General features: G+C 49.8%; 12 protein-coding genes. 6 read left to right on the forward strand and 6 right to left on the reverse strand.

Annotated elements, in window-relative coordinates:
• Nucleotides 1-1,168: 1,168 nt before the first annotated feature.
• The 3 genes from H8L47_RS27060 to H8L47_RS27070 all read left to right on the forward strand — a co-directional run bounded on the left by H8L47_RS27060 (nucleotide 1,169) and on the right by H8L47_RS27070 (nucleotide 4,243).
• Nucleotides 1,169-2,188 carry an extracellular catalytic domain type 1 short-chain-length polyhydroxyalkanoate depolymerase gene (locus H8L47_RS27060; RefSeq protein ID WP_186956936.1) on the forward strand — a complete coding sequence of 340 codons (1,020 nt, stop codon included), beginning with the start codon at nucleotides 1,169-1,171 and terminating at the stop codon, nucleotides 2,186-2,188.
• A 205-nt stretch (nucleotides 2,189-2,393) separates the two neighbouring features.
• Nucleotides 2,394-3,299, forward strand: a complete 906-nt coding sequence (locus H8L47_RS27065) for a hypothetical protein (protein ID WP_230413933.1) — start codon at nucleotides 2,394-2,396, stop codon at nucleotides 3,297-3,299.
• A gap of 539 nt (nucleotides 3,300-3,838) precedes the next feature.
• The gene (locus tag H8L47_RS27070; protein WP_186956937.1) at nucleotides 3,839-4,243 is read left to right on the forward strand and encodes a hypothetical protein; all 405 of its coding nucleotides are present in this window, start codon (nucleotides 3,839-3,841) and stop codon (nucleotides 4,241-4,243) included.
• A 289-nt stretch (nucleotides 4,244-4,532) separates the two neighbouring features.
• On the opposite strand, the gene H8L47_RS27075 is transcribed toward H8L47_RS27070, so the two are convergent.
• Together H8L47_RS27075 and H8L47_RS27080 are read right to left on the reverse strand one after the other, a co-directional pair.
• Entirely contained in the window at nucleotides 4,533-4,943 is a 411-nt protein-coding gene (locus H8L47_RS27075) for a DUF4279 domain-containing protein (RefSeq protein WP_186956938.1), read from the reverse strand.
• A gap of 119 nt (nucleotides 4,944-5,062) precedes the next feature.
• Nucleotides 5,063-5,506, reverse strand: a complete 444-nt coding sequence (locus H8L47_RS27080; RefSeq protein ID WP_186956939.1) for a hotdog fold domain-containing protein — start codon at nucleotides 5,504-5,506, stop codon at nucleotides 5,063-5,065.
• 167 nt (nucleotides 5,507-5,673) lie between these two features.
• On the opposite strand from H8L47_RS27080, the gene H8L47_RS27085 reads away from it, so the two are divergent.
• Both H8L47_RS27085 and H8L47_RS27090 read left to right on the forward strand, forming a co-directional pair.
• Complete coding sequence (locus H8L47_RS27085; RefSeq protein ID WP_186956940.1) at nucleotides 5,674-6,303, forward strand: TetR/AcrR family transcriptional regulator; 630 nt, start codon at nucleotides 5,674-5,676, stop codon at nucleotides 6,301-6,303.
• A gap of 282 nt (nucleotides 6,304-6,585) precedes the next feature.
• Nucleotides 6,586-7,113: a hypothetical protein gene (locus tag H8L47_RS27090; RefSeq protein ID WP_186956941.1), complete on the forward strand. Its 528-nt coding sequence runs from the start codon at nucleotides 6,586-6,588 to the stop codon at nucleotides 7,111-7,113.
• Between the two features lie 247 nt (nucleotides 7,114-7,360).
• Here the strand turns inward: H8L47_RS27090 and H8L47_RS27095 are convergent, their stop codons facing one another.
• Nucleotides 7,361-8,698 (reverse strand): hypothetical protein, encoded by a 1,338-nt coding sequence (locus tag H8L47_RS27095; protein WP_186956942.1) that lies wholly within the window; start codon nucleotides 8,696-8,698, stop codon nucleotides 7,361-7,363.
• 306 nt (nucleotides 8,699-9,004) lie between these two features.
• Between H8L47_RS27095 and H8L47_RS27100 the strand changes: the two genes are divergently transcribed.
• The gene (locus tag H8L47_RS27100) at nucleotides 9,005-9,448 is read left to right on the forward strand and encodes a hypothetical protein (protein WP_186956943.1); all 444 of its coding nucleotides are present in this window, start codon (nucleotides 9,005-9,007) and stop codon (nucleotides 9,446-9,448) included.
• A gap of 1,003 nt (nucleotides 9,449-10,451) precedes the next feature.
• On the opposite strand, the gene rsgA is transcribed toward H8L47_RS27100, so the two are convergent.
• From rsgA to H8L47_RS27115, 3 genes are all read right to left on the reverse strand, one after another.
• A complete protein-coding gene (rsgA, locus tag H8L47_RS27105) occupies nucleotides 10,452-11,534 on the reverse strand; it encodes a ribosome small subunit-dependent GTPase A (RefSeq protein ID WP_186956944.1) in 1,083 nt (360 codons plus the stop codon).
• Nucleotides 11,535-11,875: 341 nt separating this feature from the next.
• Complete coding sequence (locus H8L47_RS27110; protein WP_186956945.1) at nucleotides 11,876-14,059, reverse strand: DUF4214 domain-containing protein; 2,184 nt, start codon at nucleotides 14,057-14,059, stop codon at nucleotides 11,876-11,878.
• Between the two features lie 212 nt (nucleotides 14,060-14,271).
• A complete protein-coding gene (locus H8L47_RS27115) occupies nucleotides 14,272-15,036 on the reverse strand; it encodes an SDR family oxidoreductase (protein ID WP_186956946.1) in 765 nt (254 codons plus the stop codon).
• Between the last annotated feature and the right edge of the window lie 459 nt (nucleotides 15,037-15,495).

Below are 15,495 nucleotides of genomic sequence, written 5' to 3' on the forward strand. Positions count from 1 at the left end.
CACACGTTGAAGCAAAAGGCACGACGGCATTTTGAAACAAACATGTGGTGGCGCAGTAAATATGATCGCGGTGTGTTGCGAGTATCTTGTTCGACTACTTGACTACCGGGGGCTAATGGGTGACCCCATTTTTTCGACCCCATTTTTTCTGCTGCTGTTTGGGGTGCCGGTACAAGTGTTGGGTGCTCTGTGGCTTGTGCAATGAATAAATGCAGCTATTAGTAGTTTCTTAAAGGTGAAAAAATTGAAACTAAGAGTTCGATCTAAAGATTTGTTTGTCGCTGCCTTGCTTTCCATTATCAATGCTGTGATTTTTGGTTTATTTGAGAAATTTTTTCAATCGACTTTATCTTTCGTTTGTTCATTTTATTTGTATTATCTGGCAAGAAAACTTTCCAAACAGGAGCGATGCGATTTGGAATCCGCAAAAGATCGACCTGATATTTAAAGGATCGAGTAAGTGAAGGCCGGGGTCACCCATTATCCCCCGGTAGTCAAGCAGTCGAACAACATACTCGCAACACACCGCGATCATATTTACCACGCCACCACATACTTGTTTCAAAATGCCGTCGTGCCTTTTGCTTCAACGTGTGGTTGCGTGAATCGCAGCTTCACCCATGTGGATCTAGCGGAACATAAAGCTGGATTTCGCCCAAGTAGCACAGCTACTCCAGAAGCATCTCAGTACCGCGTTGCGTCCAGGTGATGGGCAGATCTATGGCTACCGGATTCGGTTCCAACCCCTTGTGGCTCGCATTGCAGACGGCTTATTGTGAAACAACGATTGCGATGGCAGATATACGCTCAGTCCTTTAGCACTCCGTCATGCTGATTAGTTTTCCCCCGGCCACACTCCCGCCCCGTGTACACCTTCTTGACTTCTAAAACCCGATGCGGAAGTGTGTTCCCGTACATATAAATTCAACGTTACCGTTTACTGTTACCTGATCAGGCTGGGCATGCGATCTGTGTGCCGTCTGCATCTGCTTGCTTTCCATCGATTATTTTTCGGCGTGCCTCTGTGCAAGCTGCACGATGATTGCAGCAACTTTATCGATAAGGTGAAAGCGATGCAACAAATTGTTGCTGGGTTGTTGGCCGTTACTTTGCACGGTGTTGGTGTCCGGTATATGTTTGATTTGGTGCGTAAGCGAAGCAAGCAATCATGACAAAACGCATTAGCAGGGCATTATGGGGTAGTTCTTTCAAGCGCATCTTGGGCACGATGGCAAGGACAGCCACGCGCGCTGGGGCCAGGGCGGTCACCAAGGCGCTGGCACTGCCAAAGACGCGTAAGCCAGCCAAAGCTGCCAAGCCAGCATCCAGTAAGAATAGCAATTGGGCTGCGGGTATCACGGTTGGCGTGGCTGGGGCGCGGCGCTATTGCTTGTACCGGCCTCCTGGTGTGCGGCGTACAGAGCGCCTGCCACTCATGGTCATGTTGCACGGTTGCCTGCAAGATGCTACAGCACTGGCTGCCACTAGCAAGATGAACCGGCTGGCCGCGAGCAAACGCTTTTTGGTGCTTTATCCCGAGCAGGACAAGATCTCAAATGGCAACGCTTGCTGGAACTGGTATGAGACACGTTTGGGCAAAGCACAACGTGAAGCCAGGTCCATTGATGCCGTGATTGACCAGTTGTGCCAGTCGCAGCCGATAGACCCGCAGCGTATAGCCGTGGCGGGTTTGTCCGCAGGTGCCAGCATGGCAGCCTTGCTGGCATTGAGTCATCCCGAGCGTTTCAAGGCGCTTGCCATGCACTCTGGCATCGCCACCGGGCTGGCGCATTCTTCGGCAAGTGCAGTCATGGCGATGCGCGGGCGAAAGCAGGATGCAGCACCGTTACCAACTGGATTGATGCTGCCTGCCTTGCTGGTGATACAGGGCAGCCAGGATCGCGTGGTGGCACCCGCCAATGCCGTCTTGATTGCGCGACAATGGGCAGCCCAGTCCGGCGCGCGGGTGGGGCAGACACGTATAGTGCAACGCGGTACTCGTTACCCTGCCACAGTGACTGATTTTCGCAGCAAGGGGCAAGTCGTGGTCAGCTTGTGCGAGATCACTGGGCTGGATCATGCCTGGAGTGGTGGCGCTGCTGGCCATGCCTATAGTGATCCGAAAGGGCCGGATGCATCAGGCATGATCTGGGCCTTTGCCAGCAAGCAGTTTGCCCGGCTGACTTGACTCCTGGTGCTGGATGACAGCATGGCTGCGCCGTTGGCTATTGTCACGAATTGATAGCCATCAAAGACCGCTGCATTGTGTTGGGCAGCACACAGACATCAAGTCGCTCTATGCCTATGCTGAATGCATATCCCGGTGGTTTGCACTGAGTAAAACCCCGTGTGTCATGTCGAGAAAAACCAATAGAAAGTAGAAGGATAGCCCTATGAACAACAATGCCGCTGACGTAAATATGTTGGTAGTCGCCCAGGAAAATGCATCCCAGACCGAGGCTTCAGGCGTGTCCTGGGGGGCAGTGCTTGGCGGTGCTGTGGCGGCGGCTGCGCTGTCCCTGATACTCTTGATGCTGGGCGCGGGCCTGGGGCTGTCGTCGGTATCACCATGGTCTTATAACGCCAAGGTGATGGGTATATCGACCATCGCCTGGCTGGCATTCACGCAGCTTGCAGCATCTGGTATTGGTGGTTACATTGCTGGCCGCCTGCGCACCAGATGGCTCAATGTGCACGACAATGAAGTGTACTTTCGCGACACTGCGCATGGCATGCTGGCATGGGCAGTTGCGTCGTTGCTGACAGCAGGTTTGCTGACCAGTGCAGCAACCAGTGTGCTCGGTGGTGCTGCCGATGTGGCAGGCACTGCCGTGAGCGCCACCAACTTGGCTGGCAATGCAAAAGTTAATCCGGTAGATTATTTTACCGATTTGTTGCTGCGTTCTGAACAAGTGACAGTTGCAGCAGACAGCACTGTTATTAACAGTAGTGGTAACAGCAATGGCGTGCGCCTTGAAGTCAGCCGGATTTTATCGACCAATGTCGTCAACGGTGCCTTGTCACCAAGCGACCGTGATTACCTCGCCAGACTGGTTGCCAGACGCGCTGACATGAGCCAAATGGATGCCACAAAACGTGTTGACGCAGTGTTTGAACAATTCAACAAGTCAGTCACAGAGGCTAAAAATTCAGCAAAAATTGCCGCTGACCTGGCGCGCAAGGCGGCTGCCAATTCTGCCTTGTGGATGTTTGTCGCCTTGCTGCTGGGTGCATTCGTTGCCAGCCTGGCAGCCACGCTGGGCGGACGCCAACGTGACAAGGCACATTTGACTGCATGATTCTCGCCCTTGTTCAACAACTGGACAAGGGCCTCTACCACCTTACAACTCCTGGAGCTTATCATGCGTTCTATCTTACTTTTACTGCTTGGCATACCACTGCCTATCGTTATCCTGATTGCGCTGTTTGTGCATTAAATGTTGAGGATTTTGCAAGGTCAGCTATCAAGCTGACCTTTGTTTTTTTGAAGATAGCAGTCTGCATAGGTTACGAGTGCGATCGCAGCTGCTGACCATGAAATTTACGCTCTGCTTGCATTGAGTCAGCATGCCGGGTTTATGCATAGTATGTGGCACGTCGATGCGCCGCAATGCTAGAGACAAATAGTGAAAACACATCTGAGCGCAGGAATGTCACATACATGTTGTCACAAGTGATTGTATTTCCTGGGATTGATAATGGGTAGAATGCTTAATTGCGAGTATTCGAAATACTCAAAAGAGACCTGCCACGACTTTTCTGACCTCGATTTTCTGTTTTGATCTCGACTTTCCATTATTATTGATACCTGCCCAAATCGCTTCAACTGAAACTTGACATGCGCTTATCCACTTTTGAAACCAGGCTTACCCAAACAAGGGCCATGCCCGCGCTCCTGTTATTTTGCCTGACATGCGGCGCCCCCAGTCTTGCCATGGCTGATGACTGGAGTGGGTTTCTGGGTCTTCTTATCGTATTGTTTTCATTCCCGGTTGCAGCCATAAGTCTGGTCGTGAGCCTGGTCCTGGTCACCAAGGGTAAGTTCAGGCAACCGGGCTTTTTCGCAAAGTATGCAGCCGCTTTTACTCTATTGGCAGTCATACTCGTGATTGCCAGCTATACGTGGCAAGATCGTAAATCGCTGCATTATGCACTGACAGGTGAATTTGTACTGCTGGTCATCATCCTGCTACCGGGGTTTATACAATATGTGCGGCGTCATCGGCATAATGAAGAATCTTAAGAAGAATGAAGCCCGGGCAGCGTAATCGTACACAACTGTGCTCCCGAAAAAAGAGCATATCTCATGCCTATTACATGCCCATCGCTACGCCATTTCAACATGGTATGGTTTTAATTGATTGAAAACCGCAATCCAGTCATGGTGCAGAAGCGGTGCAATGAAGGCTGCATTCGTACTACAATGATCTCACCGAAATTTTTCAGGAGAGATATTGGATCGCTTGTACGAATTTGGGGTTCTGAAATTGCCAATTCAATTTGAATCACAATTTCATGGTAAGTTCATCCGCTTAACCGCCATAGATGCTGAATTCTACAGGCAAGCCAATTTCAGCAATGACAGCGGCAGATTTGGCATCCAGCATAAACTCAACACAGGAATCCGCTCCATCTTCTTCTGTTTTAACAATGCATATGTTAAGCCAGACATACTCTGCATTTGGCAAACTACCGAACAAATCACGGGCATGTCCAAAAGTCGATTTTAATAAGGCAAGATGATCCATGATAGGCATGGCATATGAGACATCGTCGCTTTTCCAAAACCAAAAACCAAATTTCGAGATAATCTCTTTCGGAGAGCGAGTTGCACGCACACTTCCTTTTCGACCAGAAGATCGAGGATGGACCTTTAGAATTTGTGTGATTTCTTCGGGATCAAGGAGATCACCCGTTATTCTCAGAGCGAGAGTTGTTTGCATAAAAATCTCTGGTTTTCTTGATCCTCGGTATCTTCAACTGCTTGGACCTGATAGCCATGATACTTTATAAATGCATGTGTAACCCGGGTCACCAGATCACACATACAGAAGCTGACAGCTTACTCCGCCAACTTCACATTCATGGTAATCCGCGCCGTGAAGACTTTGAGGCCTGCAGTATCTAGCACATCCACTGTCACGATCTTGTCGCCTGCGGTGCTCCAGTCCAGCCCGCTGCCGTCAGCGATGGCGGTGACATCGGTCTTGGCTTTGGCCAGGTACTCTACCGTCATGCCTTTGGGTATCCAGCGCCCGCCCTTGGGTATGGAGACATCGGTCATGGTGCCTGCCACCAGTTCAGCGGCATTGCACAGGGCAATCGCATGGATGGTGCCGAGGTGGTTGGTGATCTCGCGACGGAAGGGGATCTGGGCTTCTGCATAGCCAGGGCGCAGCGTGCTGAGGGTGGGGTTGATGGTGCTGAAGTAGGGGGCCATCTGGCACACCATTTTGCTGAATTGTTCTGCGCCTGCCATGTTGAACATGTCTAATGCTTGACTCATTTTCTCGCTCCTAAGGTAAATGTGACGAACTTCTATTTATGGAATATTATTCTGTTACAGAAGAATATTCTATAATAATTTTCGGTGTCAAGAGTTTTACTGTGGGCTGTCCTGCGGTATCATCAGGCCCATACTCTCCCGGCAATCCAAATTTTTGGTCGTGAAACTTGGCAACAGCAGACGTACTTGAACGCAATTATCCCGGCAGGCGCGCGCAGTTAAAACGCGATATCTTGCTGGGTGCACTGGCATGTTTTAATCAACATGGCCTGGACCTGACGACGATAGAAATCATCAGGGAGCATTGCGACACCAGCGTGGGCAATATCTATCACCATTTTGGCAGCAAGGATGGTCTGGTGGCGGCGCTATTCTTCAGCGCGCTGGAAGATCAGGCACGCTTGCTGGCGACCTATCTGGAAAAGGCCGACACTGCCCAGCAAGGAGTGGCTGCCATCGTTGGCAGTTACATAGACTGGGTGACAGATCAGCCGGAACTGGCGCGTTTCCAATACCAGGCGCGGGCCGCGATTGCCAAGGGGCCGCAGGCGGATGAGCTGGCGGCAAAAAACCGCAGCCGCAATAAACATATCTTTAGCTGGTGGTCAGCGCCTGCCAGGCATGCTTTTATCAAGCATATCCCCGTTGACTTGCTGCCGTCGCTGTTGATAGGTCAGGCAGAAAACTATTGCCGCGCCTGGTTGTCTGGCCGCATCGTGACCTCGCCCAAAAAATACCGCGCTTATCTGACGCAGGCGGCATGGCTGTCTCTGGCGATTGCGCCAGACTTGAAGTGAACAGTCGTGTAGATTGAGCAGGTCCCGTTCGTACGATTAGCGCAGCGTAATCGTACAAATGCAAGCATGATTTTTGACCTTGGCCGCTGGTCGAGAACGCATTGAGATAGCCCGTTTTTGACAAAATCTGATGCGAGCATTAAGTAGATTAAGATATCGGGGAAAATTTATAGCGGTAATGATTTGAAACTCAACATCAGTACGATTACGCTACGCCAATCACACCTACAGAGCTAATCTATAAATAGAGGTATTTTTTAAGCCATTTGACAGAGGTAATAAATGTACTTTTCAAAAAATCTAATTGCGCAAAGCTTATTCATAAGGCATTTTCAGTACTGTCTCAAGTCGTTAATCATTATTCTTGGAATTGTATTGACGTCTGGCTCGCAAGCGTATCGTCCTGTTCCACCGACTTTGATATATGAAAGTGTTAGTTTGAACGGGTTAAAGTTAATTTACAAAACTGCGTTTGAAAATGAAGGATTCATACTCACAGAAGAAAATGAAATTCCAAACCGTGGTCTAGTGCATACGTCTTTGGTTTTCAATTTTCCCCTTACAGAAAATTGTATAAGGAAGGTGAACGGCAATATCAACTTGCAGATTACCGCTGAAGATTTACAGATGAAGAGTGAGAGCTCAAAAGCAAAATGTCAGCCTTGTCGTGTCACATTGGGAAGTATATCGTCTCTCCAATTCCCTGATATATCTATGGAGGAACGTGATAAGTTATATACAGCAATGTCGAACGCTTTGAAAAAGGCAGATGAGCAAATAAAAATTGTGTTGCCACGCAAGTTATTATGAGTTCACCCTACGCACAGTTCATTTTCAAACATCGCCGATAAGTAGGGAGCATTGTAATGCGCCGCATGGTGTTACAAGGTTCTGAAAGTTGGGGTCCATTCAGACATTTTCTTAGTTTAGAATTGTCGTAATGTAAGCGTAGTAATCGGCTCACTGCCGAAAATCGCGCCGAAGCAAACTTAACTCAAGAGATGCAGATGCACGTTTTGTCATCCGACAGAGGGCTGATATCCGCTGTTTGTCCAGGCTATTTTTGTGGGGCTGGGCAAGTCTCCGGCATATTGCGCTGTTTCAGGAAAGAGGTCAGCTCTTTATTATCGATCTGGATGGCTTGTTTGTAGACTGAATAGCCCTCGTCGACTGGTGCCGCTTCCGGGCAGATAAATTCCAGCAACTGCTGGTCATTGAGTTTGTTGATGACTTCCAGCAGGTTGGGTGACAGGCGGGTGTAAGCACTGAAGGCGCCGTTGCCGCCGCGGTTCATGCTGCGCAGGCTGGCACCGCTTTTGATCAGGTAAGCCAGCAAACCTGCACCGCCATCCGTGGCGTGGTCGAGGCCACCTTTGTACCTCAATTTATGGGCCAGCGCATCTGCTTCCTTGCCGGTCATGTCACGCAGGCGCGCTTGTATGCTTTGCCGGTCTGCATCGCTGTAGGTGCCCATCTCAACGAAAGAAAAACGTTGCAGTGTCCAGATTTCCAGCGGTGACAATGTGGAAGTTTCCTCGGCATGGAGATCAGGGGCCGCGCCTGCGTCCAGGGCAAACAGGATAAGCGCGGGCTTGCTGCTTTCCATTGCCATCGATAACAGGGAGCGGCCATTGACCGCTACTTTCATGTTGACGCCATGTGCTTGCAGATAACGCAGGGTCTTGAGCAATTGTGCGGTATCTCCATTGCGCTGCTGGTTCACGAGGTCCCACCAGGATGGCTCAACGGTAGTGCCATCCCCAGCAGCGGAATAGATATCGGAAGGGCAGGCCAGAGCCAGTTTTTGTTCAACAAAGACGTCGAGTAAACTGGTGTCCATGCGCTGCATTACCCGGTCCAGATAAGTACAGTAAGCCCATTGCTCGGTATTGCGCGCCAGCCGGTCCAGCAACATGGCCTGCAGACTCACTGCATCTGCTCTTGGCAAGATACATTCATCCAGCACACGTAGCCTGGTGGCGTCGTCATGAACGTCAGATGCCAGCTCGATTTTCAGGGTGGCGCTGTCGCCGCCGCAGGCATTGATGCGCAAGGGATTGTTTTGCCAGGCTGCGCTTTCTGCCTGTGCCTGTTGTGCAAGATTCTGATCCTTTTTCATATCACTTGCCTGTTTCACGATATAGCTGGTCGCCATGCTGCCGGCCATGCAGACGGGGAAAACCAGCAAGGGCGATGCCAGTGATATCAGCAAGCGCGGCAGAAAAGATTTTTCCGATTTGATAAAAATAACGATCATCGCGATCAGACTGAACAGTGCGCTACCGGCCGCTGCAATGATGAGTTCTTCCAGCTCAGAGCGCTGGGAAAAGGCAAATGCCGGGCTGGCGAAGGAGAAGCAAAATAGTGTGAACAGCAGGCGGTAAAGACGTGGCATGGTTGGACTTCATCTGTAGAACTTTGCATGCACTTGCGGCAGGCAAGTTTTTGTTCAAGTAGTGGCGGGAAATTCTTTGGGACTATTTTTTTACATGTAGTGCGATTTTCGCTTCTGAATTGGGACTATAGCATGGTGTGGGATTTGGCTATTGATTACTGCTTACGGAAGGTAATATTCACATTCATTATTTCTTCGGAGGTGCGAAAAAAAGTATGGTTAAGAGTGAGAACTATAGATAGAATTAAATTAGGCAGCAAGAGTTTAGTCAGGAAATTTCGGCATCATTACCCAGGGGAAATGAAAATGATTGAAGTCATTTTTTCCAATATTTCCAATATCATTGGAACAATATTAATTGCCGCACTTGTTGCGTGGTTCTCATATAGAAATGGGAGTAAGGTACGTAAAGCTACGGCTTGCGAAACATTTCGTAAAGCCATTTCAACTTCGCTCCAAGGTCTTTATCCGATTCCAGTTGATTGGCCTGATAGCACCACAGGAATTAGACACATTCTTAATCGTCAATTTCCTGTTATTCAGGCTGCTGTGAATGAATTTCGTAATTATGTCCCATGGTATAGCAGGAAAAAATTTGATAAAGCTTGGCGTCAGTATCGTAACGCCTATGAGGACGATGAGAGTGCAGAGTGCTATCACCACTATGAATCCTTTGAAGACAATTCGGATCACAAAGCTGTGTTTAAAGCCAATGTAGATCGATTAATGTCGTTTGCGAAAGACGTGTAAGTTAAAAATGCAATTCGTAAATTATGTTGCGTGTAGATGTTCACATCAAACTACGTTATATTTCAACCTCCCTCTGGATTTGAATCTGCAGTGAAGTGAAAAGTTTAAGATCGACGTAAGTGGATAAATTATGGATTAAAGAATCCGCATGCAACACGTCATACAACATGTGTGTTGCGTCTTGAAATCCGGGCTAATGTAATTCCATATCAGTACAACTTCATCGCCCGAGCCGCTCGTATCTTCGCGGAGTACCTTTGAGCGTGACATGGACATTGCCAGACTAATGCGACGTTGAAAGGCTGAGTGTTGGGCTGGAAAGACGTAGCCCAACCTACGATGTGGAACGCAAGACTCATTCTTGTTGCTTGGGAATATTTGAGTTTACACCTATATTTATTGCTTTTCTTTGCTATTATTAAAAGGAGCGTTGAACTACTCAGATAGCTCAACGCTCTAGGTTGATATCAGTGAAGTATTAAAAGTGCGGCAATGAACACTTTTTCAATACTGATATTCAGCTCAAAGTTACTACCAAATCGTATTTGTACTTTCATTTCCAAAGTCCTCCTTTCGGAGCAAACTTTTGATTAAGAATGGCACCCGTAAAGTTTTCGACGCTAAACCGGGTGCCATTTCTTTTTCTAATTCACTCTACTTACAGGTTAGTTGAAATTATCAAAACGTGCAGACGAAATTGTTACTCTGTGCAAAAAGTTGGAGCCAAGCAAAATTGTTAGTCTCCGCAAAATGTTGGGACTATGCAAAAATTGTACGCCTTAAGAAATATTTTTTCCGGCTCGAAAACTGCATCATGCACAAGTATGAGAGGAATAATCAACGCCGATGGGCGCCCAGCCTGCACTGGAGCAACGACTTTGGGATGTGCTGTACAGGGTATGGGCAGCATGCTTAATACAGCCCTCGACAATACACAGCTATCCAGCGAAGGGAGCGGCAAATTGCATCAGCTACATGCCGCTGCCTTCAATTCATTCCCAATCTACCCCCGCTTCACCCTATCCCTTTCCTTCACCGACCGCATCAACACCTTCCACTTCGACCGTGCTGCAATCCTGTCCAGCGGGGTTTGCTGGTTGCGGCGGGTTTCGCGTAGCAGCTTTTGATAGTTCTTGAGTCTGTCTTCATCCACTTGGGCGCGCACGGCGCAGCCGGGTTCGCTTTGGTGGCTGCAGTCGCGGAACTGGCATTCTGCGGCGAGGGCGTCGATGTCGGCAAAGCTGGCACTTAAAGCTTCTTCATCGAGATTGAGTTGCAGGGTGCGCAGGCCAGGGGTGTCGATGATGCAGGCACCGTCAGGGCACAGGTGTAGCGAACGTGCAGTGGTGGTATGTTGGCCACGGCCATCGCTGGCGCGCACGGCTCCGGTATCTTGCGCGCTGCTGGTCAGGGTATTGGTTAGCGTGGATTTGCCAGCGCCGGATGAGCCCAGCAAGATCAGGGTCTGGCCTGCTGCCATCCAGGGGGCCAGCAAGTCTGCGGCCATGCTGCTTTGACCATTCACGGCAAACACAGGCACACTGGCCAAGAGGCGTTGTTCTACTTCTGCCAGGCGTGAAGGTGCATCTTCATGCACATCGGCCTTGGTCAGTACAACCACGGGTGCTACTTCAGCAGCATGCACCAGTGCCAGATAGCGTTCCAGTCTGCGCAGGTTGAAGTCATTGTCCAGGCCCATCACCAGCAGGGCAGTATCGATATTGCTGGCCAGGGCTTGCTGTCGGCCTTCATTGTTGCGCCGTGCCAGATGTGTCAATGGCGGCATGCGGGCTATGAAGTGGTAGCCGCTGGCCGCATTGCCACTCAATAGTCCCCAGTCACCAACAGCCAGGCTGTCTTCATCTGCCGCCAGTTCATGCAAGAGGCGCGGCAGGACGCGGGCTTGCATAGTGTTCATGCCATTGTGGGCGACCAGGCTGTCGCGGTGTACTTCAGTAATGCGCGCTATTTGCAGCGTTGTATCGGTGGCGGCGTCAGCATAATCTGCTGCCAGTGCGTGTAACTGGTTGGCGATAGCCGGTGTCAGGCCGATCAGGCGCAGGGATGCGAAATCAAAATTGATCATGATAAGTGTGTGTCCAGATTCAGGCGTGCATTTTTTTGAATGCACTAAACCATCCCGCAGGCACAGTAAAAACCAGGGCAAGCAGGAACGAAAAAAAGAAAATGGAAGTCGGCGCGCGATCAGACGCGCATCAGCACACTAGCGGAAGTATTTAAAAAGACGCCAGAAGACGATGTGGGCAGATCAGGCAGCCGACAGGAGGGCAATATCTATGGTTCTCATGCTTTTGTCTCCTGTTGTAGTTGGTGGAAGTCGTAGTGTGCCAGCACTGGGCGGGGGCGTCAAGTGACAACTGCCCAGTGCATGCAAGTTGCACATGGTGCAGGAATCAATACGCCAGCTCAGTAAGAAACAATATCAGTTACATCGATGTGACCAATGCCTGTGAGTTTGACCAGGACGTCACCGTAACCAACGTAATTACCAATATTGCTTTTATGCTGATAAAGATAGACGCCAGCCGCTTCGCCGCTATCGACGGCGATGATATATGCTTGTCCGGCTGCCCATAATAATGCTTGCTTTGTCGCGATAGCGCCATCGACAATATTTTTTGGCAGGCTGTCGAAGTCAGAAGTAGTGATCGCGAAATAGCCAAGTGTTGTCGCCGCCAATCCTGTGATGAACTTGTCTGTACCAGTAGCATTGAAATTGCTGATCGTCGTCAGCGTATTTTTGATGTTTCTGAATGAAGTAGTTTTTATATTTAACAGATCGTTCCCATCACCGGTCGTAGCAAGCAGTAAATTTGTTGTGCTAAAGCCACTGGTACTAAAATTGAATGTGCCTGATTTACCTTCTGCTTCGACTATGTCTACTATGCCGCTGATACCCAGGACGTTGATGGAGGCTCCCGGCACATTGACATTCACCCTGGTAGAAGAACTGCTGGCCGACGCGCCAAGTGATAGCGTGCCCGTGCCATCCAGGTTAATGATGACAGAGCCAGTGCTAAGAGCTGCTGCTGCAGGCAAGAAAGTGGAATACGTAGAGTTGTGAGGTCCTGTCATGCTGACATTAACAGCACCTGTTGCTGCGTCATTATAGATATAAGACCCCGCCCGCATTCCCAGGCCAGTAATGGTATAAGAGCCTGCGCCACCAAGTTTGAGCATGGAAGTCATATTGCTGACATCGACATTGGTCGCCACATTGCTCATTATCGAATGCAGCCCGTCATTGTTGTCCTTGATGTTGAGTGTGCCGTCTTTATCCGTAAGACGAATGTCACGAAACTGGCTATTCTCTATAACGAACTTGCTGTTGCCGCCCAAAGTCAGGCTGGATGCCTTGACAGAAGTGATGTTGACCTGCTGGCCATTGTTCACCGTCAGCGCACTATCATTGGTGCCGTACATATTGATGGCGATGGCGCGCGAAGGTGAGAGTGTCAGGCCGCTTTCGTCACCCCGCAAAATGATGCTGTTGATACCCAGCATGTTGGCTGTGCCTACAGTCGCAGTGCCACTGTCTGTAATTTCCAGTATATGTTCACCTGCAGTGGCATTGATGAAGTTAAGAGTTGCCGTCGTCAGGTTGGCATTTGTTGTTCTGATATAGGCGCGCCCCTCTTCTGCTGTCTGGATCACGCTCTGATTAGCACCACCCAATGTAACCGATGAACTGCCGGTAATATTGTTGAGCTGCACGGTTTGACCGGCCAGATTGCCCAGCACGATATTGTCACCACCGTTGAGCTTGTTGGCATTGATGTATTTGAAGCTGTTCATGAATTCTGCGCCAGCAAAACTCGTGTCCGAGCCTGCTTGCAAGTTCAGGGTTTGTACGCCCGTAACGGTAGTTGATGCATGGCTGACTGGTGAAAAATAGGTATTCACATTCAGTGCCACATTGCCACCACCACCGGTGAGACTGGTGTTGGGTTTCAGTAGCTGGCTATCATCAGCAGAAAAACTGAAGTCAGTATTCTTACTCGTATTATTCTGGCCAGATATCACTGTAACAATTGCTGTATTGGCGAGTCTGTGACTATCATACGGTGCACTGGAAATCAATTTTTCAATCGCAATGCCCAGGTTGTTGACTGCATCCGTGCCGCTGGCATTATCAATCACTGGTGCCAGCCAGCCCTTGGCCAGGTTGAATGCAATGCCACCCATGCTATAGGCATAGGTTGCCGCCGCATCCTTTGCCAGTTTCTGGGTGAAGGCAATTGACGCCGCATTCTTGGCCTGCACCGCCACCAGATCTGCCCCGGTGGCACCACTCAAAATCGCAATCGCAGCCGCACCTATGCTGACCTTGCCGGATTTGATCTGGCTGCTCCAGTAAGCCAAACCCTCTGCGTCAGCCTTGTGGTTGAACAGATTGTTATACAGGGCATTGATGGTTTGTTCAGTCGTGAACCCGGCAAAGGCACTGGCATATTCTTTTTGCTCAGAAAAGCTTTGGGCGATTTGAAGCAGACTCAGATTCGCATCCTTCCAATATGCCAGGCCCGCTTTGTCGGCAGGGCGGTTGAAATAAGCGATGTACAGATTCTGGATGTCGACTTCGATAGCCATGTTAAAAACCTTGATGCAGAGTGAGGTGCGTGGCATAGACATGCCAAAAGAGCCGGCATCATCGCAAAAAACAGGAGGATTGTATACACGTGGTCGACTTGCCATGATGCAGATTTACTGCGGACATTGTGATGAATCAGAGTAAAACCTTAGCAGGCACCTGCAGCAGCAAGTGCCTTTAGTTTAATTATCAAGTCCGCATCAAGTTTGCATCAAGTTCTGTTCACCGACACCCCACCATCCACCAGCATGGAGCTGCCCGTCATGAATGAAGAAGCATCCGATGCCAGGAACAGCGCTGCCTGCGCGATTTCTTCTGGCTGGGCCAGGCGCTTCAAGGCATGCAGGCTGGCGGTATGGGCCATGGCTTCTGGTGTGTGGTTCATTTCATGCGCCATCGGTGTCGCCGTGCCACCAGGAAGGATGGCGTTCACGCGTATGCCCTGCGCACCAAATTCTGTTGCCAGTGCCTGTGTCAATCCATTCAGCCCGGCCTTGCTGGCGGCATAGGCGGCAGCGCCAGGGAAACCGACCGTGTGGCCGACAAAGGTGGAAGTGAAAATCAGGCTGCCACCACCGCGTTTCAACATCGCCGGGATTTGGTATTTGGCGCCAAAGAATGCGCTGTTCAAATTGGTGTCCAGCGTGTCTTGCCAGCCTGCGGCAGATACCTGATGTGTAGGCCCCATTTCACCCATGGTCCCGGCATTATTGAAGGCGATATCGAGGCCACCAAATTCACGCTCTGCAAAATCGACCAGGCTTTTCGCATAGGACTCTTGCCTGACATCGCCTGCAATGGCGGCTGCGCGCCCGCCTTCTTGCTGTATTTGCGCGACCAGCTTGTCCAGCTCGGCCTGACGCCGTGCTCCCACAATTACTGCTGCCCCCATGCGGGCAAACAGCAGTGCTGCTGCGCGGCCTATGCCAGAGCTGGCACCGGTGATGATGGCGACCTTATTGTTCAGTACTGTCATGCTCTTCCTCTTTGTAATGTTGGACAAGAGCGTGCAGTATTGATGTTCAGGCCTGGTCAGTCTCGCCAGAAACGGACTAGGGATTTTTCGGTGGAGAAACATGGTCATGTTTGTGGGGCAAGTACCGATAGGGGGGGGCAAAGGAAATGCTGACCATTCCCGCATCAAGCACATTTGTAACGGCAGTAATGTGCAGCCCAGCATGCTGTTGCAAAAAAAGCCAGCATAAAATTGTTTTTTTGCTATAATAAAAATGTTAACATTTCTGCAAGAGCTTGGCCAAATGCCAGACTCTGGAATAGTTAATGACGATGACCTTTTAGCGTAACGGCAAAGGTCAATAAGCCTGACTGCTTTTGAAGACATAGATCCTGCGCGAGTATCAAGACAGCTCTCCTGCCCTTGGATTTAAGGCCATGCAGGGCAGCAGTCTGCGCGACTCAATCCATCACATCAAAG

The sequence above is a fragment of the Undibacterium umbellatum genome (assembly GCF_014284125.1).
In the GTDB taxonomy this organism is placed as follows: Bacteria; Pseudomonadota; Gammaproteobacteria; order Burkholderiales; family Burkholderiaceae_D; genus Undibacterium; species Undibacterium umbellatum.